This is a genomic window from Pseudomonas sp. RL (assembly GCF_000647775.1).
GTDB classification, from domain to species: domain Bacteria; phylum Pseudomonadota; class Gammaproteobacteria; order Pseudomonadales; family Pseudomonadaceae; genus Serpens; species Serpens flexibilis.
Window position 1 is genome coordinate 19,491 of the sequence record NZ_JBOY01000028.1, and the last position, 19,296, is coordinate 38,786.

Annotated in this window: 19 protein-coding genes; 5 read left to right on the forward strand and 14 right to left on the reverse strand. The window is 66.5% G+C overall.

Annotated features, from left to right (window positions below):
* Positions 1-201: 201 nt before the first annotated feature.
* Positions 202-972, forward strand: coding sequence for a 3-hydroxybutyrate dehydrogenase (locus tag AS93_RS0105655; RefSeq protein ID WP_027589697.1), 771 nt, complete (start codon positions 202-204; stop codon positions 970-972).
* Positions 973-976: 4 nt separating this feature from the next.
* Here the strand turns inward: AS93_RS0105655 and AS93_RS0105660 are convergent, their stop codons facing one another.
* From AS93_RS0105660 to AS93_RS0105675, 4 genes are all read right to left on the reverse strand, one after another.
* Complete coding sequence (locus AS93_RS0105660) at positions 977-2,470, reverse strand: sigma-54-dependent Fis family transcriptional regulator (protein WP_027589698.1); 1,494 nt, start codon at positions 2,468-2,470, stop codon at positions 977-979.
* A 76-nt stretch (positions 2,471-2,546) separates the two neighbouring features.
* The gene (locus AS93_RS0105665) at positions 2,547-3,917 is read right to left on the reverse strand and encodes a TRAP transporter large permease subunit (RefSeq protein ID WP_027589699.1); all 1,371 of its coding nucleotides are present in this window, start codon (positions 3,915-3,917) and stop codon (positions 2,547-2,549) included.
* Positions 3,918-3,933: 16 nt separating this feature from the next.
* Positions 3,934-4,536, reverse strand: a complete 603-nt coding sequence (locus AS93_RS0105670) for a TRAP transporter small permease subunit (protein WP_027589700.1) — start codon at positions 4,534-4,536, stop codon at positions 3,934-3,936.
* A 73-nt stretch (positions 4,537-4,609) separates the two neighbouring features.
* Complete coding sequence (locus AS93_RS0105675) at positions 4,610-5,695, reverse strand: TRAP transporter substrate-binding protein (RefSeq protein ID WP_027589701.1); 1,086 nt, start codon at positions 5,693-5,695, stop codon at positions 4,610-4,612.
* 376 nt (positions 5,696-6,071) lie between these two features.
* Between AS93_RS0105675 and AS93_RS0105680 the strand changes: the two genes are divergently transcribed.
* Positions 6,072-6,410 carry a 50S ribosome-binding protein YggL gene (locus tag AS93_RS0105680; protein ID WP_027589702.1) on the forward strand — a complete coding sequence of 113 codons (339 nt, stop codon included), beginning with the start codon at positions 6,072-6,074 and terminating at the stop codon, positions 6,408-6,410.
* Positions 6,411-6,559: 149 nt separating this feature from the next.
* Complete coding sequence (locus AS93_RS0105685; RefSeq protein ID WP_027589703.1) at positions 6,560-7,213, forward strand: hypothetical protein; 654 nt, start codon at positions 6,560-6,562, stop codon at positions 7,211-7,213.
* A gap of 127 nt (positions 7,214-7,340) precedes the next feature.
* On the opposite strand, the gene AS93_RS0105690 is transcribed toward AS93_RS0105685, so the two are convergent.
* From AS93_RS0105690 to AS93_RS0105720, 7 genes are all read right to left on the reverse strand, one after another.
* Positions 7,341-8,579 (reverse strand): saccharopine dehydrogenase family protein, encoded by a 1,239-nt coding sequence (locus AS93_RS0105690; RefSeq protein ID WP_027589704.1) that lies wholly within the window; start codon positions 8,577-8,579, stop codon positions 7,341-7,343.
* Between the two features lie 24 nt (positions 8,580-8,603).
* The gene (locus AS93_RS0105695; RefSeq protein ID WP_027589705.1) at positions 8,604-9,701 is read right to left on the reverse strand and encodes a carboxynorspermidine decarboxylase; all 1,098 of its coding nucleotides are present in this window, start codon (positions 9,699-9,701) and stop codon (positions 8,604-8,606) included.
* Between the two features lie 195 nt (positions 9,702-9,896).
* Positions 9,897-10,316 carry an MAPEG family protein gene (locus AS93_RS0105700; protein ID WP_027589706.1) on the reverse strand — a complete coding sequence of 140 codons (420 nt, stop codon included), beginning with the start codon at positions 10,314-10,316 and terminating at the stop codon, positions 9,897-9,899.
* Positions 10,317-10,405: 89 nt separating this feature from the next.
* The gene (locus AS93_RS0105705; protein ID WP_027589707.1) at positions 10,406-10,843 is read right to left on the reverse strand and encodes an N-acetyltransferase; all 438 of its coding nucleotides are present in this window, start codon (positions 10,841-10,843) and stop codon (positions 10,406-10,408) included.
* Positions 10,844-10,894: 51 nt separating this feature from the next.
* The gene (locus tag AS93_RS0105710; protein WP_027589708.1) at positions 10,895-11,338 is read right to left on the reverse strand and encodes a CopD family protein; all 444 of its coding nucleotides are present in this window, start codon (positions 11,336-11,338) and stop codon (positions 10,895-10,897) included.
* A gap of 67 nt (positions 11,339-11,405) precedes the next feature.
* Entirely contained in the window at positions 11,406-11,843 is a 438-nt protein-coding gene (locus AS93_RS0105715) for an isoprenylcysteine carboxylmethyltransferase family protein (protein WP_037008602.1), read from the reverse strand.
* Between the two features lie 54 nt (positions 11,844-11,897).
* On the reverse strand, positions 11,898-12,281 hold the full coding sequence (locus AS93_RS0105720) for a MerR family transcriptional regulator (protein WP_027589710.1): 384 nt from the start codon (positions 12,279-12,281) through the stop codon (positions 11,898-11,900).
* A gap of 73 nt (positions 12,282-12,354) precedes the next feature.
* Between AS93_RS0105720 and AS93_RS0105725 the strand changes: the two genes are divergently transcribed.
* A complete protein-coding gene (locus AS93_RS0105725; RefSeq protein WP_027589711.1) occupies positions 12,355-13,416 on the forward strand; it encodes an SDR family oxidoreductase in 1,062 nt (353 codons plus the stop codon).
* On the opposite strand, the gene AS93_RS0105730 is transcribed toward AS93_RS0105725, so the two are convergent.
* The 3 genes from AS93_RS0105730 to AS93_RS0105740 form a co-directional block, all read right to left on the reverse strand.
* Positions 13,417-16,344: an HD domain-containing phosphohydrolase gene (locus tag AS93_RS0105730; protein ID WP_027589712.1), complete on the reverse strand. Its 2,928-nt coding sequence runs from the start codon at positions 16,342-16,344 to the stop codon at positions 13,417-13,419. It abuts the gene before it with no gap.
* Between the two features lie 84 nt (positions 16,345-16,428).
* Positions 16,429-17,736 (reverse strand): sensor histidine kinase, encoded by a 1,308-nt coding sequence (locus tag AS93_RS0105735; RefSeq protein ID WP_027589713.1) that lies wholly within the window; start codon positions 17,734-17,736, stop codon positions 16,429-16,431.
* Complete coding sequence (locus AS93_RS0105740; protein WP_027589714.1) at positions 17,733-18,407, reverse strand: response regulator; 675 nt, start codon at positions 18,405-18,407, stop codon at positions 17,733-17,735. The genes AS93_RS0105735 and AS93_RS0105740 overlap by 4 nt, the downstream gene beginning before the upstream one ends.
* 240 nt (positions 18,408-18,647) lie before the next feature.
* Here AS93_RS0105740 and AS93_RS0105745 point away from each other — a divergent pair, with 240 nt between their 5' ends.
* Complete coding sequence (locus AS93_RS0105745) at positions 18,648-19,286, forward strand: c-type cytochrome (protein WP_037008604.1); 639 nt, start codon at positions 18,648-18,650, stop codon at positions 19,284-19,286.
* Positions 19,287-19,296: the final 10 nt, after the last annotated feature.

A 19,296-nucleotide genomic window follows, 5' to 3' on the forward strand; every position in this document is an offset into this window, starting at 1 on the left:
CAGAGAACCGGACGTCTTTTCAGGCCCTCTGCGTCGCTGCGGCAGTGCCAGAGCAGCGGCAAAGCCGCGTGGCGCCTGGCCTTTGGGTGTCGGCGGGGAGTTGCGGACGGTCTGGCACGTCTTTCGCTGTAGGTAGTTCAGACAAGGCGCCGTCCACGGGCAGGCGCCCCCGGCGGGTCGTCATCGGCAGGAGAACCCCACATGAATCTCAAAGGCAAGATCGCACTGGTCACCGGCGCCACCAGCGGCATCGGCCTGGGCATCGCCCACCGTCTGGCCGCGGCCGGTGCCGCAGTGGTGATCAATGGCTTCGGCGACGTCGAAGGCGTGCTTGCCGAGCTTGGCCGCCATGGCACGCGAGTCGGCCACTACCCGGCAGACATGGCCGATGCGCAGCAGATCGCCGAGATGATCGCCTACGTCGAACGGACCTTTGGTGGCCCCGACATCCTGGTCAACAACGCCGGCATCCAGCATGTCGCCGCGGTGGAGGCGTTTCCGGTGGAGCGCTGGGACGCCATCATCGCCATCAACCTGTCCTCGGTATTCCATACCTCGCGCCTGGTGCTGCCGGGCATGCGCCAGCGCGGCTGGGGGCGCATCCTCAATATCGCCTCCACCCATGGGCTGGTGGCTTCCGCCGGCAAGAGCGCCTATGTGGCCGCCAAGCACGGGGTGATCGGCCTGACCAAGAGCATCGCCCTGGAAACCGCGACCACGCCGATCACCTGCAACGCGATCTGTCCCGGCTGGGTGCTGACGCCCCTGGTGCAGCAGCAGATTCAGGCGCGCATCGAGGCCGGTGCCAGCCCCGACGAGGCGCGCCATGACCTGCTGGCGGAGAAGCAGCCGTCCCGGGAGTTCGTCACCCCCGAACAGCTCGGTGAGCTGGCGGTATTCCTGTGCAGCGAGGCCGCCGCCCAGGTGCGTGGTGCGGCCTGGAACATGGATGGCGGCTGGGTGGCCCAGTAGGTGCCTAGCGGCGCGTGCCCAGGCCGTGCTGCTGCAGCTTGCTGTACAGGCTGGCGCGGGAGATGCCCAGTTCGCTGGCGGCGCGCCGGCGATTGCCGTTGCAGGTCGCCAGGGCGTGCTGCAGCGCGCGGCGCTCGGCTGCCGCGATGCTGTGCGCCAAGGGCTGCAGCGGCTGCTGGGGTTCGTCAGCGGGTGGAGCAGCCTGCGGCGTTGGGTTGGCGGCCGCCGTGACGGGCAACGGTGCGCCGCGCGTAGCCAGCAGTGGCAGCAGTTGCGCCGCCTCCAGCACTGGGCCGTCGGCATCCAACTGTACCCGCTCCAGCAGGTTGCGCAGCTCCCGCACGTTGCCGTTCCACGGCTGCCGGACCAGCAACATCAGGGCTTCGCGGCTCAGCTCCCGGGGCGCCTGGCCGGAGCGGTTGGCGATGTCGTCGAGCAGGTGTTCGGCCAGCGCCGGGATATCCTCGCGGCGGTCGCGTAGCGGCGGCACGTGGAGCGCCAGCACATTCAGGCGGTAGTAGAGGTCGGCGCGGAACTGCCCGGCGGCGACCTTGGCCTCCAGGTCGATATGGGTCGCGGCGATCACCCTTACGTTGAGCGGCTTGACCTGGTTGGAGCCGAGCGGCTCGACTTCCTGCTCCTGCAGCACACGCAGCAGCTTGGCCTGCAATGCCAGCGGCAGGTCGCCGATCTCGTCGAGGAACAGCGTGCCACCGTTGGCCACCTCGAACTTGCCGATGCGCGCCTTGCGATCGGCACCGGTGAAGGCGCCCGGCGCGGTGCCGAACAGCTCGGCCTCGACCAGGGTTTCGGGAATGGCGGCGACGTTGACCGCCACGAACGGGCCGTTGGCGCGCGGCGACAGGTTGTGGATGCCCTGCGCCAGCAGCTCCTTGCCGGTGCCCGTCTCGCCGCGCAGCAACACCGTGGCGTCCAGCTGTGCGGCGCGCCGGGCCTGGCGCTTGACCTCGCTGGCGGCGGCGCTGCCGCCGATGAAGCCGGCGATGGTGTAGCGGGCGCGGCGTGCCTTGGCCAGCTCACTCTGGGTAGCCAGCAGTTGATTCTGCAGGCTGTTGTACTTGGCCATCAGCGGTTTGAGCTGGTGCGCGCGATCCAGCAGCACGAAGCCCAGCGCACCCACCAGGGTGCCGTCCTTGTCGCGCAGCGGGATGCGCGTGACCACGAAGTGCTCGCTGCCGAAGGCCATCAGATCGAGCATGCTCGGTTGGCCGCTCTCGACCACCTCGCGCAGGCGGCTGGCCGGCAACACCTCTTCGATCTCCTTGCCGAGCACGCAGTGCGGCGGACTGATGCCGAGCTTCTCTGCGTATTTGTCGTTGATCCAGACGATTCGCGCCTGGCGGTTCACGGCGATGGTGCCTTCGCACTGCGCATCAAGGTGATCGAACAGCAGGGGCATCGCCACCGCGCGAAAGCGCTCGGGAGATACCCCGACGATCAGGCCGTGCTGGTCGAGGTCGTTGCTGGAGATGGCCATGGCAGCTGGGCTTCCGAGGGTGACGGGGGATTATGGGAGCCGCCTCGCCGCGCGGGCAAGGCGGTACAGCCGGGGATCAGGGGCCGCCATACACCTCGTTGGGCAGCCAGGTGGCCAGGGGCTCGAAGTAGAACACCAGGGCCATGCCGAGCAGTTGCAGGGCGATGAAGGGCGCCACACCCAGATAGATGTGGCGGGTGCTGATGCCCGGCGGGCAGACGCCCTTGATATAGAACAGTGCGAAGCCCACGGGTGGGGTGAGGAACGAGGTCTGCAGGCACAGCGCGAAGAGGATTGCGAACCACAGGGGATCGACGCCCATGGAGAACAGCACCGGCGCCACCAGCGGCAGGATGATCAGGGTGATCTCCACCCAGTCGAGGAAGAACCCCAGCAGGAAGGTGATCGCCAGCACCGTGAGCAGCACGCCGGTCTGGCCGAACGGCAGGCCGGTCAGCGCGGCACGGATCACGTCATCACCGCCCAGGCCACGCAGCACGGCGGCGAACACCGTGGCGCCGATGAAGATGCCGAAGATGAAGGCGGCGGTGCGGCTGGTCTGGTAGAGGGCGTCCTTGAGCACCGAAAGGCTCAGGCGACGGCCGCCGGCCGCCATCAACAGCGCGCCGGCCGCGCCGACTGCCGAGGCCTCGGTGGTGGTGGCGATGCCGAAGAAGATCGAGCCGAGCACGGCGAAGATCAGCGCCAGCGGCGGCACCACGGCCCGGAACACGTCGAGCAGGGCGCGGCCGTCGAGCTTCTGCCGGTTGGCGGGTGCCGGGGCGAAGTCTTTCTTCAGCCAGGCGACGATCACGATGTACAGCACGTACATCAGCGCCAGCAGCATCCCCGGGATCAGCGCGCCCATGAACAGCTTGCCCACCGAGGCCTCGGAAGTGCCAAGGCGATCGGCCATCAGCACCAGCATGATGCTTGGCGGAATCAGGATGCCCAGCGTGCCCACCGAACAGGCGGTGCCTACCGCCAGGCTCTTGTTGTAGTTGGCCTGCAGCATCGGTCCGAGCGACAGCATGCCGAGTAGCGCCACCGAGGCGCCGACGATGCCGGTAGACGCGGCGAGCAGGATGCCGACCACCACCACGGTCACCGCGTAGCCGCCGCGCAGCGGGCCGAGGACCCGTACCAGGCTGTGCATCAGCCGTTCGGCGATGCCCGAGCGGTCGAGCATGATGCCCATGAAGATGAACAGCGGCAGGGCGACCATCAGCTCGTTGGCGACGATGCCGTAGATGCGCGCATCCAGGACGCCGATGGTGCCGTCCCAGGTGAACCAGAGATCGGCGTCGAAGTGATCGACCAGTACATAGCCGAGCACCGCGAACAGCAGGCCGATGCCGGCCAGCGACCAGGCGACCGGGAAGCCGAGCAGCAGCAGGCCCATGAAGCTGGCGAACATGGCGATGACGAGAATTTCTTCCAGACCCATGATTGCGACTTCTCCATCAGGGCTGCGAACGAGCGCGGTCGCGGTCGTCCGAGGGGGCCGCCAGGGCCCGCGGGAAATGGAACAGCAGCGTGCTGCAGCGCAGTGCGCGGGAGAGCAGCGCCAGCGCCACCAGCAGCAGGCCCAGCGGCAGCACGCTCTTGAAGATGAAGCGATAGGGCAGCCCGCTGGGTGCCTGGGAACGCTCGTTGTACAGGTAGGCCTGGTAGGCGTAGGGGACCAGCGCATCGATCATCAGCAGGATCACCGGCAGCGCCAGCAACACAATGGCGAGCAGCTCGATCCAGGCCTGGCTGCGCAGGCTGAAGCGTTCACGCAGCACGTCGACGCGCACGTGGTCGTCGCGCACCACCGCATAGGCGAGGGACAGCATCACGGCGGCGCCGAACAGGTGCCAGGACAGTTCCTCCAGCGCAATGGAGCCGCGCGAGAGAATGAAGCGACTGAACACGTTGGCCAGTACCACCAGCAGAACCACCAGCCAGAGCCAGGCGCTGGCCTGGCCGATGGCGGTCAGCAGGCGATCCAGTGGCCGCGAGATGCGGTTGTACGGCAGCGCCTCGGGCGCTGCCGTATCGGGAGAGACGGGCTTGAAGGACACGGCGACCTCGGAATCTCGACACGGGGATTGAGAAGCGGGCACGTTGCCGTGCCCGCTCACGGGCGCGCAGCCGTCAGTCGTACTGGTAGTAGTCGCGCGGCAGGTAACCCATGCCGTGCCAGATCGAGTGATGCTTCATGAACTCGCGCTGGCTGGTCAGCACGCGCTTGAACATCTCGTCCTTGGCGGCCATTTCGTCGAGCACCTCGTCGGTCACCCTCTGCAGCTCGCGCAGCACCGGCTCGGGCAGCACCTGGGCCTTCACGCCCTGCTGCTGATAGTCACGCAGGGCAGTCGGCTGGGCCCACTCGCTCTCGGCGAAACCCTTGAGGGTGGCCGCCTCGCAGCCCATCTCGATGAGCGCGCGACTTTCCGGCTTGAGCTTGTCCCAGACATCCTTGTTGACCAGCAGGTGCGAGGTGGTCAGCGTCTGGTGCCAGCCGGGCATGATGTAGTTCTTGATGATCTGGTCCAGGCCCAGCATCTTGTCCACCGCCGGCTGCGAGAATTCGGTGGCGTCGATGGTCTTGCGTTCCAGCGCCTGGTAGATCTCCCCGCCGGGCACCATGGTCACCGAGGCGCCGAGCTTTTCCAGCACCTTGCCGCCGATGCCGGCGAAGCGGATGCGCAGGCCGTCGATGTCGCCCAGCTTCTCGATGGGCTTGGCGAACCAGCCGGCGCCTTCCGGGCCGATGATGCTGCACAGCATCGGATGGATGTTGCGCTGGGCATAGATTTCCTCGAGCAGCTTCTTGCCGTCGCCCTGGTAGTACCACGCCAGGTGCGCCGGCGGTTCCATGTTGAACGGTGCGCCGGAATACAGCGGCAGGGCCGGGATGGTGCCCTGGTCGTAGCCGACCCAGGTATAGCCGGCCGGATACTTGCCGGTGCTCACCGCATTCATGATCTCGAACGGCGGCACCAGTTCGCCGGGCTCGTAGTAGCGCAGCTGGATGTTGCCGCCCGAGATGGTCTTGAGCGATTCGGAGAGATGCTTGACCGGGGTGGTCAGGCCGACAAGGTGGGACGGGAAGGCCAGCGGTACCTGCCAGCGGATCTTCTCGCTGGCCATCACCGGGCTGGCCAGCAGGGTGCTGGTGAGCAGCGTAGCGGCGGTAACACTGAAGGTCAGGCGGGAAAGCTGTTGCTTCATGGACATGCTGAGTTCCTTCTTGTTGTTTTTGTATGTGCTACCGGTCGGACAGTAGCGCAGATCACGTCCGGTTCGCTGCTGCGATGGAACGCTGCAAGGGCACCGGCAGGTGGCGAAGGGAGCCAAGCAGGTTTCATACCTGTTCTGAAAATCCTTTTTAAATCAATAAGTAAGAATATGGAGCGACAAGCACATCCGGAAATCTGGACATGCGCGACGGGTATCGGTGTCTGTTCGTCCAGAAACCTGGACTCGTCTGTCCGGTTTTCTGGACGCCTGCGTGTGAGTCCGCGTGGTTGCTGGGTTTCGGCCCGGGTGAAGAATTTGCATGGGCGACGCTAAAGCCGGTAGAGTGCCCGCCACTTTATTGAGGAGACACCCCATGGCTAGATCCCGCCGCCTGCGCAAGAAACTCTGCGTCGACGAATTCCAGGAACTGGGCTTCGAAGTGCAACTGAACTACCGCGACGGCATCAGCGACGCCGAGCGTAACGCCGCCATGGACGATTTCCTGGACCAGGCCATCGAGGCCAACGGCCTGGGCTTCATTGGCGCGGATGAGTACGGTTATGTCTGCCTGGGCCGTCGTGGTTCGGTAACCGCCGAACAGCGCGCCCAGGTCGAAGCCTGGCTCAAGGGCCATCGCGACCTGTCCCGCAGCGTGGCTGGCGAGCTGATCGACGTCTGGTACCCGGACGCGCCGATCCACCAGCCGCAGTAACGGCCAGCGGAACCGATCAAGCCCTCCTCGCGAGGGCTTTTTTGTGGCCGGTGGGCACCAGTCAAACGCCAGGACTGCGACCTTTGCGCCAATTGTGGCGGGCCAGGGCAGCGCGCTACCTTCTGGAACCTTGTCCGGAGAGCATTGCCATGAAGCGCATCGCTGCCATTGTCCTGTTGGGTCTGGTAATGGCCGGGCCGCTGCAGGCCACGCGTTCCGATCGCGTCGACACCCTCATCACCGAAGCCCGCACCGCCTTGTCAGCAGGCGACTATCAGGGTGCGCTGGGGAGTCTGCTCGATGCGGAGAGTACGCTGGGGTTTGCCAATCCGGTGATTCTGCATCTGCGCATCACCGCCCAGCAGATGCCGCTGGAGGCGGGCAACTACCGCTACCTCGACCTGCGTGAGCAGCGCGGCAACTGCGCGATCTACATGCACGAGTTCGGCGTGAACCACCCGGCGGATGCGATCTCTCCGGACATCTCGCGCATCTGCGCAACGCTCAAGAGCTATCCCCGCGAGGCGCTGGAGGTGGTGCGCGCCAATCTGGAGGCGCGCCGCTACACGGCGGCGCTGGACGATCTGGCCGCGCTGGAGAAATTCGGTGGCGCTTGGTCCGAGCCGCAGGCGCTGCTGAAGATTCGTGCGCTCGAACAGGCGCTGGCGGTCGAGCGCAATCCCGAACGCAAGCAGGCGCTGCGGCGGGAAGTTGACGACTACCTGGAGCGGGTGTCGGCGGGGCAAGACCAGCCGCTCCCGGCCGACCTGGCATATGTGCGGGCGCTGGCCGGCGGGGACTGACAGCATCGCGGCTGAGGCCGCTCCACAGGATGGCCAGGCCCGTAGAGGTCGAGGCGCAGTCTTGGCCACCGCGCTCAGAAACGACATCGCCCGCCGATAGGCGGGCGATGCGTATTGCACGTGACGGTCAGGCGTTCCAGGGACGGTCGCCGTGCTCGTCCTTGACGCGGGTCGGCAGGCCCATCTGGTCGAGCAGGGTCAGGAACGGCTCGGGCGGCAGCTCCTCCACGTTGACCATCTGCCGCGCATCCCAGTCGCCACGGGCGATCAGGCGGGCGGCGGCCACCGGCGGCACGCCGGCAGTGTAGGAGATGCCCTGGCTGTCGGTCTCGGCGAAGGCTTCCTCGTGGTCGGCCACGTTGTAGATCAGCACTTCGCGCGGTTGGCCATTCTTGCTGCCCTTCACCAGGTCGGCGATGCAGGTCTTGCCGGTGTAGCCGGGCGCCAGCGAAGCCGGGTCGGGCAGCACGGCCTTGACCACCTTGAGGGGCACCACTTCCTGGCCCTCGGCAGTCTTCACCGGCTGCTCGGAGAGCAGGCCCAGGTTCTTCAGCACGCTGAATACATTGATGTAGTGGTCGCCAAAGCTCATCCAGAAGCGGATGTTCGGCACGTCCAGGTTCTTGGACAGCGAATGCACCTCGTCGTGGCCGGTCAGGTACAGGTTCTGCGCGCCGACCACCGGCAGGTCATCGGTACGCTTGACCTCGAACATGCTGTTCGGCGTCCACTGGCGGTTCTGCCAGCTCCATACGGTGCCGGTGAATTCGCGGAAATTGATTTCCGGATCGAAGTTGGTTGCGAAGTACTTGCCGTGCGAGCCGGCGTTGACGTCGAGAATGTCGATGGAGTCGATCCGGTCGAAGTACTGCTTGTTGGCCAGCGCGGCCCAGGCGTTGACCACGCCCGGGTCAAAGCCGATGCCGAGAATGGCGGTAATGCCTCTCTCTCGGCATTCGTCCAGGTGCTTCCACTCGTAGTTGCCATACCACGGCGGGGTCTCGCAGATCCTGCTCGGATCCTCGTGGATGGCGGTGTCCAGGTAGGCGGCGCCGGTTTCCATGCAGGCGCGCAGCACGGACATATTGAGGAAGGCAGAGCCAACATTGATGACGATCTGCGAGTCGGTCTCGCGGATCAATGCCTTGGTCGCCTCGATATCCAGCGCATCCAGGGCATAGGCCCTGATCTCGGCGGGCTGTTTCAGGCTGCCCTTGGCCGTAACGCTGTCGATGATGGCCTGACATTTGGAGAGATTGCGCGACGCAATGGCGATACGACCCAGTTCGTCGTTGTGCTGCGCGCACTTGTGAGCCACTACCTTGGCAACACCCCCTGCACCAATGATCAGTACGTTCTTCTTCAATTATTTCTCCCTCGCTGCCGGCCTTCAGGAAAGGCTGGACAGGTAGTCGTCGTAACCAAATTCACGGACCAGCTCGATGCTGCCATCGAGCTGCCGCACGGCGATGGACGGCATTTTCAGGCCGTTGAACCAGTTTTTCTTGACCATGGTGTACCCTGCCGCGTCGATGAACGACAGGCGATCGCCGATGGCCAGCGGACGATCGAACCGGTACTCGCCGAAGATGTCTCCGGCCAGACAGGATTTGCCGCACACCATGTAGGTGTGCTCACCCTCGCTGGGTGCCATCTTGGCATTCAGGCGGTAGATCAGCAGGTCGAGCATGTGCGCCTCGATAGAGCTGTCCACCACCGCCAGGTGCTTGCCGTTGTAGAGGGTGTCGAGCACGGTCACTTCCAGCGACGCGCTCAGGGTGATCGCGGCCTCGCCCGGCTCCAGGTAGACCTGCACGCCGTGGCGTTCGGCGAAGGCTTTCAGGCGCGCGCAGAAGGCATCCAGCGGGTAGCCTTCGCCCGTGAAGTGAATACCGCCACCCAGGCTTACCCACTGCACCTGCTTGAGCAGATGGCCGAAGCGCTCCTCGATATGGGTCAGCATCTGGTCGAACAGCTCGAAACTGCTGTTCTCGCAGTTGTTGTGGAACATGAAGCCGGAGATCTTGCCGATCACCGCCTCGATCTTCGCCGGGTCGTGCTCGCCCAGGCGGCTGTGCGGACGGGCCGGGTCGGCGAGGATGAAATCGGAGCTGCTGACGCCCGGATTCACCCGCAGGCCGCGCACATGATTGGCCGAAGCCTGTTCGAAGCGCTGCAGCTGGCCGATGGAGTTGAAGATGATCTTGTCCGAGGCAGCCAGCACTTCCTCGATCTCGTCGTCGGCCCAGGCCACGCTGTAGGCGTGGGTCTCGCCGGGAAACTTCTCGCGGCCCAGTTTCACTTCGTACAGGGAGGACGAAGTGGTGCCGTCCATGTACTGGTGCATCAGATCGAACACCGACCAGGTGGCGAAGCACTTCAGCGCCAGCAGCGCCTTGGCCCCGGAGTGCTCGCGCACGTAGGCGATCTTCTCCAGGTTGGGCAGCAGTTTCTGCTTGTCGATCAGGTAATAAGGCGTCTTGAGCATCTGTAAACCCGTGCGAGTCGGCTGGCGGAGGCGGCCAAGGCCCCCCCTTTTCAAAGAGGGGGCGCATTGTGCCGATAACCGTCGCGGACTGGAAGGCCGCGAGCTGACTATCTCGTTTCGGGTTGTCTCAACTCAAGGTGACGAACAGATTGCAACGCCGGTAAATGGCGTCGAAAAACCGATACCCGGCGCCGTTCAGCTAGCCGCCAATTGCCAGGCGCTGAGCCCCAGGAGCGCCAGCAATACGCCGGTACCGAGCACGAACACCGGCATACGGCGCGAAAGCTGGTTCGAGCCGATGTGAATACCGGCATGCACCACGCGCAGCGCCACGTACAGCCAGGCGAGCAACAGCGCCGGCAGGCTGACCCCGTCGATGGCATGCAGCATCAGGCACAGCGCGTAGAACAGCACCGGGGATTCGAACTGGTTGGCCAGATTATTGGACACCTTGACCACCGACTCCGGCCAGGCCCGGTTGTCCAGCGCGGCTTCCCTCATGTTGACGGCGCGGGACTTGACTGCTCCGGCCTTGCGTCGGGCGAGGAAGATGTAAATGGCAAGGGTCAGGGCGATCTGGGCGAGAACCGGCCAGAAAATCAGTGCGGCATTCATCCGTTGAACTCCAGGTGGCGGGGAGACTGTGCGAGCAGGGGTCGATTCTGAACGATGCGCCGGCCGGCAGCCGGCAAGGGTGCGCAGATTCAGGCGGCTTCCGGGTCGGCACAGGTCATGGTCCATTCCTCGTGGCCGGTATGCTCGTCCGGCTGGCGGACCTGGCGGCGGAAGCCATGCTTCTCGTAGAAGGCGATGCTGCGCGCGTTGGCGGCGTATACGCGCAGCGTGAGCTCCGGGCGCAGGTGCTGGGCGTGCTGGAGCAGGCGTGCACCGATGCCCTCACCCTGGCGGTCGGGCGCCACGAACAGCGCCGACAGGGTTGGGCCGACGAGGGACAGGAAACCCAGCACCTGGCCATTTTCCTCGTACACATAGGACTCGGCGGCCGGCAGGTAGACCTCCTGCATGTCGCCGACCCGCGCCACCCAGTAGTCCGGGGCGATGAAGTCGTGGGCCTGGATGGAAGCGTTCAGCCAGACGCCGAGCACGGCGTCCATGTCGGTAGGGGCGAAGGATCGGATCATGTTGTTGTTCTTCGAGGATCGGATGGCCGGATGCTCGCACAGAAGCCGTTCTCAGGCCAGCCAGCCGAGGCGGAAGCCTACACCGGTCAGCACGAAGAGCACTGCGATCAGCGTGACGGGGTATACATGCCAGGCCAGCGCCGTCAGGTTGTGGTTGCCGAGCCGGGGAATGATGCGCAGCCGGGCATCGGCCGCCAGCGCCGCGGTGGCCAGCAGCAGGCCGAGCTTGATCAGCAGCAGGTTGGCGGCCGGGTTGGCGCGGTTGCCCAGCGCGGCCAGGTCCGGCAGGTAGTGGGCCGCCAGGTACAGGCCACTGGCGATCTGTACGATCAGCGCCGGGATGCCGACGCGTTCGTAGGCGGACTCGAAACGGCGGAGGAACTCCAGGTCCCGGCTGTGCAGCACCTTCGGCAGGATGGCCAGCGCCAGCACCAGATGCCCGCCGGTCCAGACGGTGGCGCCCAGCACATGGGCGAGGAGGGCGAGTTCGTACATGGGTGGCTCCTGTCAGCTGGCGGTGCTAGAGCATTCCGCGTGTTCACCCACATGGCCTTGACGGGGATCAGATCCAGCGCCGCGTGCGTTGCCGATAGGCCTGAAACTGCTCGGCGAAGCGGCCTTCGACCATGCGCTCCTCGCGGGGAATCACCACCTGGTTCATGTAAAGGAAGAAGGCCAGCGGGCCGAGCAGCGCCGGCCAGGAATCACGCCACAAGGCGAAGCCGATCAGTACGAGCAGCATGCCCAGGTACATGGGGTTGCGTGACAGTCGGTAGAGGCCGTCAGTGACCAGGGTATCGGGGCTGCGGGTCGGGTCCACCGTGGTCCCGCGAGCGCGGAACAGCCCGGCGGCAAGGATCAGCAGCAGCCCCCCGACCAGCAACAGGGCTATGCCGAGCCAGGGCAGTCCGGGCAGGCCCAGGGGCGCGGGCAGCAGGCGGTCGAACAGCCAGGCCAGGCCGAGCAACGCCAGCATGACCAACAAGGGATAACGTGCCATGGAGCCTCCTGGAATACGGTGCTCGGGCAGTCTACGCGGCGCGCCTGGCGCTGCCTATCCGGACGGCTTCGGGCAGTTGCCGGCCTGCTGCGCGGCGCTGGCCAACAGGCGCTCGCGCTCGGTTTCCAGCAGCTCGCGCAGCCGGCTCAGTTCGTCCATGCGGGCCTCCAGGACGACGAGCTTGTCCGCGATCAGCGCGGCGCCTCGGGCGCAGTCCAGTTGTCGGTTGCGCCGCGCGGCAAGCAGTTCGCGGCATTCCTCCAGGGCAAACCCCATGGCCTGGGCGTGGCGGATGAAGGCAAGTTCGGCCACGGCCTGCTCGTCGTACTCCCGGTAGTTGTTGGCGCGCCGGCGGGCCTGCAACAGGCCGATGCGCTCGTAGTAGCGCAGCGTGTGCCGGCTGGCGCCGCTGCGGATTTCCAGTTCGCCGATACGCATTCCGTGCCCTCTTGACCTTCGACTGGGCTCGACAGTTTAGCCTGCGTCGCCTCTTCACCAAGGAAGCGACACGATGACCACGACCTGCCTGGTAACCGGCGCCAGCGGCTTCATGGGCCGCCATCTGCTGGCGTCTCTCACAGCCCACGATCACACGGTGCTGGCCCTGCTGCGCAGTCCTGACAGGCTGCCGGCATTGCGGGCGGAGGTCGACGCCCTGGGCGGGTGTGGCGACCGGCTGCATGCGCTGGCCGGTGATCTCGCCAGTCCCGGCCTGGGACTGAACGGGGCCGATCGCCGGCAGGCCGCACAAGCGGCAGTGGCTTTCCATCTGGGGGCCCAGTTCGCCTGGCGGCTGCCAGTGAGCCGGGCGCGCACGGTGAATGTCGAGGGCACCCGGCAGGTCGCCGAGCTGGCCGCCGCCTCCGGGAGCCGGTTGCTGATGGTGGGTGGCTTCATGCTGCGCAACCCCATGCACCTGCGACGCCTGGGCATTGACCTGGAGCGGCCGTCGCGCACCGATTGGCCGGCCGTCTACCGGCGCAGCGGGGGCTACGAGGGCAGCAAGCTGGAAGCGCATTTCATGGTGACCCGGCGGATGCGCGAGCTGTCCGGGGCGCTGACCTGCATCCATCCGGCGACGCTCTGCGGCCACAGCCGCACCGGCCATATACTGCCAACGCAGCCGCTGGCCGGGTTGATCGACAACCTGGCCCGTGGCCGACTGCGGGCCATCCCCGGCACCCCGGCGCACTGGCTGCCGCTGGTGTGCGTGGATTTTCTTACCGAGCTGACGCGCCTGGCGGGGTTCGATCCGGCCATGGAAGGTAGCGAGTTGCTGGTGCTGGACGATGCCACGCCGAGCCTGGCCGGGCTGGTTCGTCGGCTCGCGCAGGCGCTTGCCCTCGAGCCGCCACATCGGCACCTGCCGCTCGGTCTGCTGCGTGCCCTCCTGCGGGTGCCGGGAACGGCGCAGCTGTTGCGTACCGAGCCGGAGTCGCTGCATTTCATCCAGACGCACCGTTTCGATACCACGGCGACCCGCGCCTTCGCGGCGCGTCACGGTGTGCCCTGGCCGGATATCGGCGCGGCGCTGGAGGCGACTGCGCGGTTCGCCGGCTCCGCTGGACGCTAGTCAGGCGATGCCTGCGTGCGCCAGTATGGCGCCTTCATCCACCGCGTCGATCTGCTCCGGCGCCAGGAAACGCTCGCCGTACTGGCGCGGCAGGTCGTGGCGAATGAACAGGCGGAACAGGTCGGGATCGATGTGGCCGTTGCGGCACATGTTGGCCATCAGCATGAGGGATTCGCTTAGGGTCTTGCCGCGCTTGTAGGGGCGATCGACGGCGGTGAGTGCCTCGAAGATGTCGGCAATGGCCATCATGCGCGCCGGCAGGCTCAACTGTTCGGCGCTGAGCCGGCGCGGGTAGCCGTTGCCGTCCATCCGCTCGTGATGACTGCCGGCCATGTCGGGGACCTCCTTGAGGTGCGGCGGGAAGGGCAGATGGCCGAGCATGATCAGGGTCTGCACGATGTGGTGCTTGATCAGGTAGCGTTCTTCCTCGGTGAGGGTGCCGTGACGCACCGACAGGCTGTACAGCTCGCCCAGGTTGAACTTGTACTCGGGCACGCGCATACGGAAGCCCCAGGGATTGTCCGGTGCGATGCGTTCTTGCTCCGGTCGCTCGATCAGATGGTCGGGGCGATCAGCCAGCAAGGGTTCTTCCACCGGTAGCGCCGCAGGCGGCTGGCCGGCCTTGCGCTGGGCTTCTTCCCAGGACAGGCCCAGGCGATCGTCGAGGGTGCGCAGCCAGCGGCGCCGGGCAATGCGCTGCAATCGCTGCAGGTCCGCCTCGGCCATGTTCTCGCTGCCCAGGTTGCAGCGGGCGACGAAGGCGAAATCGTCGTCCAGTTCGGCCAGTTGGCGCTCACGGCGCTCCGCCAACTGCGCCGCGTCTCCCCCTTCGGCCAGGGCGCGCCAATAATCGACCCAGGCGTCGCGCTTGAGCACCTCGAAGCGGGTGCGGATCTCGTGGATGCGGTTGTAGAGCGTTTCCAGCTTGGTGGATTTGTCCACCACGTATTCCGGCGTGGTGACTTTGCCGCAGTCATGCAACCAGGCGGCGATATGCAGGGCTTCCCAGTCCTCGGCGCTGGGGCGGTAATCGCTGAAGGGCGGTTCGCTACTGGCCGCGGCGGTGCGCGCCAGCATCAGGGTGAGTTCCGGCACGCGCTGGCAATGGCCGCCGGTGTAGGGGCTCTTGGCATCGATGGCGCCGGCAATCACCTGGATGAAGGCCTCCAGCAGGCGCTTCTGGCGATCCAGCAGGCGCTGGCTCTCGATGCTCAGCGCGGCGGCGCCGGAGATGGCCTCCACGAAAGCGATGCGTGCCGGCTGCAGCAGGCTGGGATCGCCCTGGGCACCGGTGATGCGGTTGAGCAGCAACAGCACGCCCAGGGTGTCGCCCTGGCGGTTGTGCAGGCCGATGCACAGCAGCTGCAGCTGGCGACAGTCCAGGCGCTCCATCAGCTCGCGCAGGTCGCCGGCCTGCTCGTAGCCGAGGGCGATCAGCAGGCTCTCGCCGCCCTCGGCCGGCTGGCGCAGCCAGACGGGAGCGCTGGCGCTGTTACGGTAGGCGAGCAGGCCGCCGCGCACTGGCGCGTCGTGGGAGTTGCGCAACAGCCAGCCGTGGGGCTCCAGACGGCCGCTGTCGGCATCGCGCAGGTACAACAGGCCGGCGTCGGCGCCGCCAATCCCCAGGGTTTCGCGCAGCACGCGTTCGAGCAGGGCTTCATAGCGGGTTTCGGCGGCGAGCGAGGCGTTGATTTCCAGGAAGCTGGCCAGGTTGTTTCGCATGTGCCGCATGACGCCGGCCAACTGGTCGATTTCCAGCACCGGCGAGCGGTTGTCCACCGTCTGACTGAAGTCGAAGCGGCCGATGGCCTCGGCGTTGCGCGCCAGACTGCGCAGCGGCAACACCACCAGGCGCGAGGCCAGCCAGGCCAGCAGCATGCCGAGGGCGGTGACGCCGATGGTGATCAACGCGCTCTGCCAGCGGATGCGGTAGGCGTCGCCGAGCAACTGGTCCTCCGGCACCAGGATCGCCAGGTTGAGGCCCTGTGGTCCGCCCTCGGCGATGCGGCTACGGGTCACCAGCCAGTCGCGTCCGGCCAGGCGCAGGCGGCCCTGCAGCAGGGTGGGCATGTCGAACAGCGCGGCCAGGCCGGGACTGAGTCGCCGGGCGGGAATCAGCTCCTGGGCGCTTTCGTCGATCACCAGGGCGCTGCTGGGGTAGGCCACGGCACGCCCCTGGCTGTCGTAGAGCACCAGTTGGGTATCCGGGGTGACATTGTGGCGGGCGAGGGTGGCGGACAGGTCGGCCAGGGTCAGGTCGGCAGCCAGCACGACCTCGCCATGCACGGCCAGGGCCAGGGTGGTGCCCACCTGGCGGCTGGAATAGAAGACGTAGGGCTCGGTGGTGATAAGCCGCGCACTGTCGCGGGCTTCGACAAACCAGTTGCGGGTACGTGGGTCGTAGGCTTCCTCGGTTTGGGGTGCGCGGCTGACGACGCTCAGCGTGTCGTCGTAGAAACGGTGCTGGGAGACGATGCGCCGGCCATTACGTTCGATCGACCAGACCTGGAAGCGCGCGTTCGGCGGGGCATCGAACAGCGACCTCAAGCGTTCATCGCGCAGCGGCCTGACCATGAAGAAATCGCCGTCCGGATAGCCGACGTACAGTGAGTCCAGCTGGGGATTGTCACGCAGCGCCTGGCTGAAGGGGCGCAGCAGCGGCAGGCGCTGATCCAGATCGCGGCCCTGGGTCGCCGGCGCCTGGGCCAGCAGGTGCAGCAGCCGCCGGATCGGCGTGAAGGTGTTCTGCAGGTCCTGCTCGACGGCCTCCTGAATCTGCACTGACAGCTGGGCGCTGCTGTCATAGATGATCTGGCTGGCCTGGCGGTAATGGAACACGCCCAGCACGAAGCCGCTGAGCAGCAGCAGGCTGCCGAACAGCAGGGTGATCAGGACATGCAGCGGCAAGCGGCGAAAAGCCTTGGGCATCGTGGTACTCCAGGGCGAGCCACCATCCCTGGCCCGCGACGGGTACCTGCAAGCTTAGTCGGGGGGCTAGCCGGCGCGGTGGTGTCAGCCGCGCAGCGGCACGCTCAGGCTGACGCGCAGGCCATCGGACCGGTTGTCGAACGCGAGACGAGCGGCGCAGCGCTCGACAATGGCCTGGACGATGGCCAGGCCCAGGCCGTTGCCCTTGCCCTGGCTCCAGAACCGCTGGGTGAGCCGCGGCAGGTGCGTTTCGGGCACGCCGGGGCCGTGATCGCGCACCGTGAAGCGCACCTGGCCGCCTTCCTGCTCCACCCACAGCTCCACACCCGTGCCGGCTGGCGTATGACGCACGGCATTCTCCAGCAGGTTGCGCAGCGCGGTAATGGCCAGCACCGAGGGCATGGCCAGCGGGGCGTCGGGCAGGGGCTCCAGCAGATGCAGCGCGACAGGCGCGGGACTGACATCGTGGATGGCCAGTTCGGCCACATCGCGCGCCAGCAGGGGTTCGTCGTCTTCCAGTGGCAGCTGGCCCTCCAGACGCGCCAGTAACAGCAACTGCTCGAGGGTGCGCTGCAGGCGGTTGGCGCCCTGTTCGGCATTGGCCAGCGCCCGTTCGGCGGTGGCGCCCTCGGTCATTCGTGCCACTTGCAGGCAGGTCTTGATTACCGTCAACGGGCTGCGTAGCTCGTGGGCCATGTTGTTGGTCAGGCAGCGCTCGCGTTCCATGGCCTGGCTGATGCGCTCGAGCAGCAGGTTCTGGGAGGTCACCAAGGGGCGCAGCTCGCTGGGCAGACCCTGCTCGGGCAACGGGCTCAGATCGTCGGCGCTGCGCCGGGTCAGGGCTTCGCGTACGCGCGTCAGCGGCGCCAGGCCCTGGCCGATGCCCAGCCAGAGAATCGCCAGGCTGCCGAACAGCGCTACCACTGCGGGTACCGTGGCGCTCAGCCAGATGGAGCGTTCCAGTTGCGAGCGTTCCTCCAGGCGGTCGGCGGTGGTGATGCGCAGGCCGTGGTCGCTGACCAGCGTGAAGCTGCGCCAGGGGTGGCCGTCGATGGTCTGGGAGCGAAAGCCCTTGTCCACCTCCAGGGGGGCGCCCGGCAGGGCATGGCTGCGGGCCAGCACGGTGCCGCGCAGCGAACTGACCTGGCAGCGCAAGCCATTGGGGATGCCCAGCTGCTCGGCGCTCAGGCGCTGCTCGTGCAGGCCGTTGAGCAGTTCCGGGGGCAACTGCGCGACCAGGCCGGCAACCATGCGTGCCGACGCCGCCAGGCGCTGGTCGAGCGCCAGCATGGTCTGGTTGCGCAGGTCGTAGAGCAGCCAGGTGGCGGCCAGCGTCCAGAGCAGCAGGAAGGCGCTGCCGAGGATCAGCGTCAGGCGCAGGCGCAGGCTCATGGGTCGCTGCGCTCTGGCTCGCCGAGCCGGTAGCCGAGTCCGCGTACGGTTTCGATGATGCGGCTGCCCAGCTTGCGACGCAGGTGATGGATGTGCACGTTGAGGGCGTTGCTCTCCACGTCGTCGCTGAAGCCGTAGAGGGCGTTCTTCAGCTGCTCGCCGCTGAGGATTCGTCCGGGATTGTGCAGCAGGGTTTCCAGCAGGGCATGTTCGCGTCGAGTCAGCTCCACGGGCAGGCCGTCGAGCAAGGCCTCGCGGGTGCTGGGATCGTAGCGCAGCGGGCCGTGTTCGAGTGGATTCACGCAGCGCCCACCGGCGCGGCGCTGCAGGCTGTGCAGGCGGGCGCTCAGTTCGCGCAGGTCGAAGGGCTTGAGCAGGTAATCGTCAGCGCCGGCCTGCAGGCCGGCGACCCGGTCGCTGACGGTGTCGCGGGCGCTGAGCACCAGCACCGGTATCGCCAACCCCTGCCGGCGCAGGCGTTGCAGCAGGGATAGCCCATCCTCGTCGGGCAGGCCCAAGTCCAGGATCAGCACGTCGAAGGTGGCGGCGCGCAGCATGGATTCCGCAGCGACGGCGCTTGCCGCATGCTCGATGGTCAGGCCCTGGGCAAGGAGTCCGGCGACGATGCCGCTGGCGATCAGGGGGTCGTCTTCGACGAGCAACACAAACATGGCAACCACTGGTAACAGAAACCTGCCGGCATTATGCCTTGGCGTGCGCCTGGAGTGCTGATCCGGATCAGCACTCGCGGCTTGCTACCTTCGGAGGGTAAGCGCAGGCACCCCAGTTAATGTCTGCTTAATCGAGGTGCGGCAATTTGGCGCAGTAATTCCATAAGGTCTTCCCGCCGTGTCTTCGGAGGCGGTGGCGGGACCAGCCCGATGTACATCTCCAACGATGAGGGGAGCACAATGAAGAAGCTTCTGACCCCGCTGGCCTTCGCCATGGCGCTGGGTGCGGCATCCGCCGCCCAGGCGCTGGAAGGCGACGCCAAGGCAGGCCAGCAGGCCGCCGCCGTCTGCACCAGTTGCCACCAGCCCGATGGCGGCGGCATGAACATCGCCGGCGGCCAGTCCTGGCCGCGCCTGGCCGGCCTCGATGCCGACTACCTGTACAAGCAGCTGCGCGATATCAAGGCCGGTAGCCGTCAGAGCCCGGTCATGATGCCGTTCGTGAGCATGCTCAACGAGCAGCAGATACGTGACGTGGCAGTGTACTACAGCCAGCTGCCTGCCACCGCCGGCAAGGGGGGCGAGCAGGCCAGCGCCGAAGACCTGGCCCACGGCGAGAAGCTGGCCACTGTCGGCGACTGGGAGCGTTATATCGTGCCCTGCCAGAGCTGCCACGGCCCGGCCAACCTGGGCGTCGGCGGGCAGTTCCCGGCGCTGGCCGGCCAGCACGCCGGCTACATCGCCGATCAGCTGCGCGCCTGGAAGAACGGCACCCGCGACAACGACCCGCTGCACCTGATGCTGGCGATTGCCGAGCGGATGGATGAGAAGGATATCCGCGCGGTATCCCAGTGGCTGTCCCGGCAGCCGGCCAAGTGAGGAGCGAGTC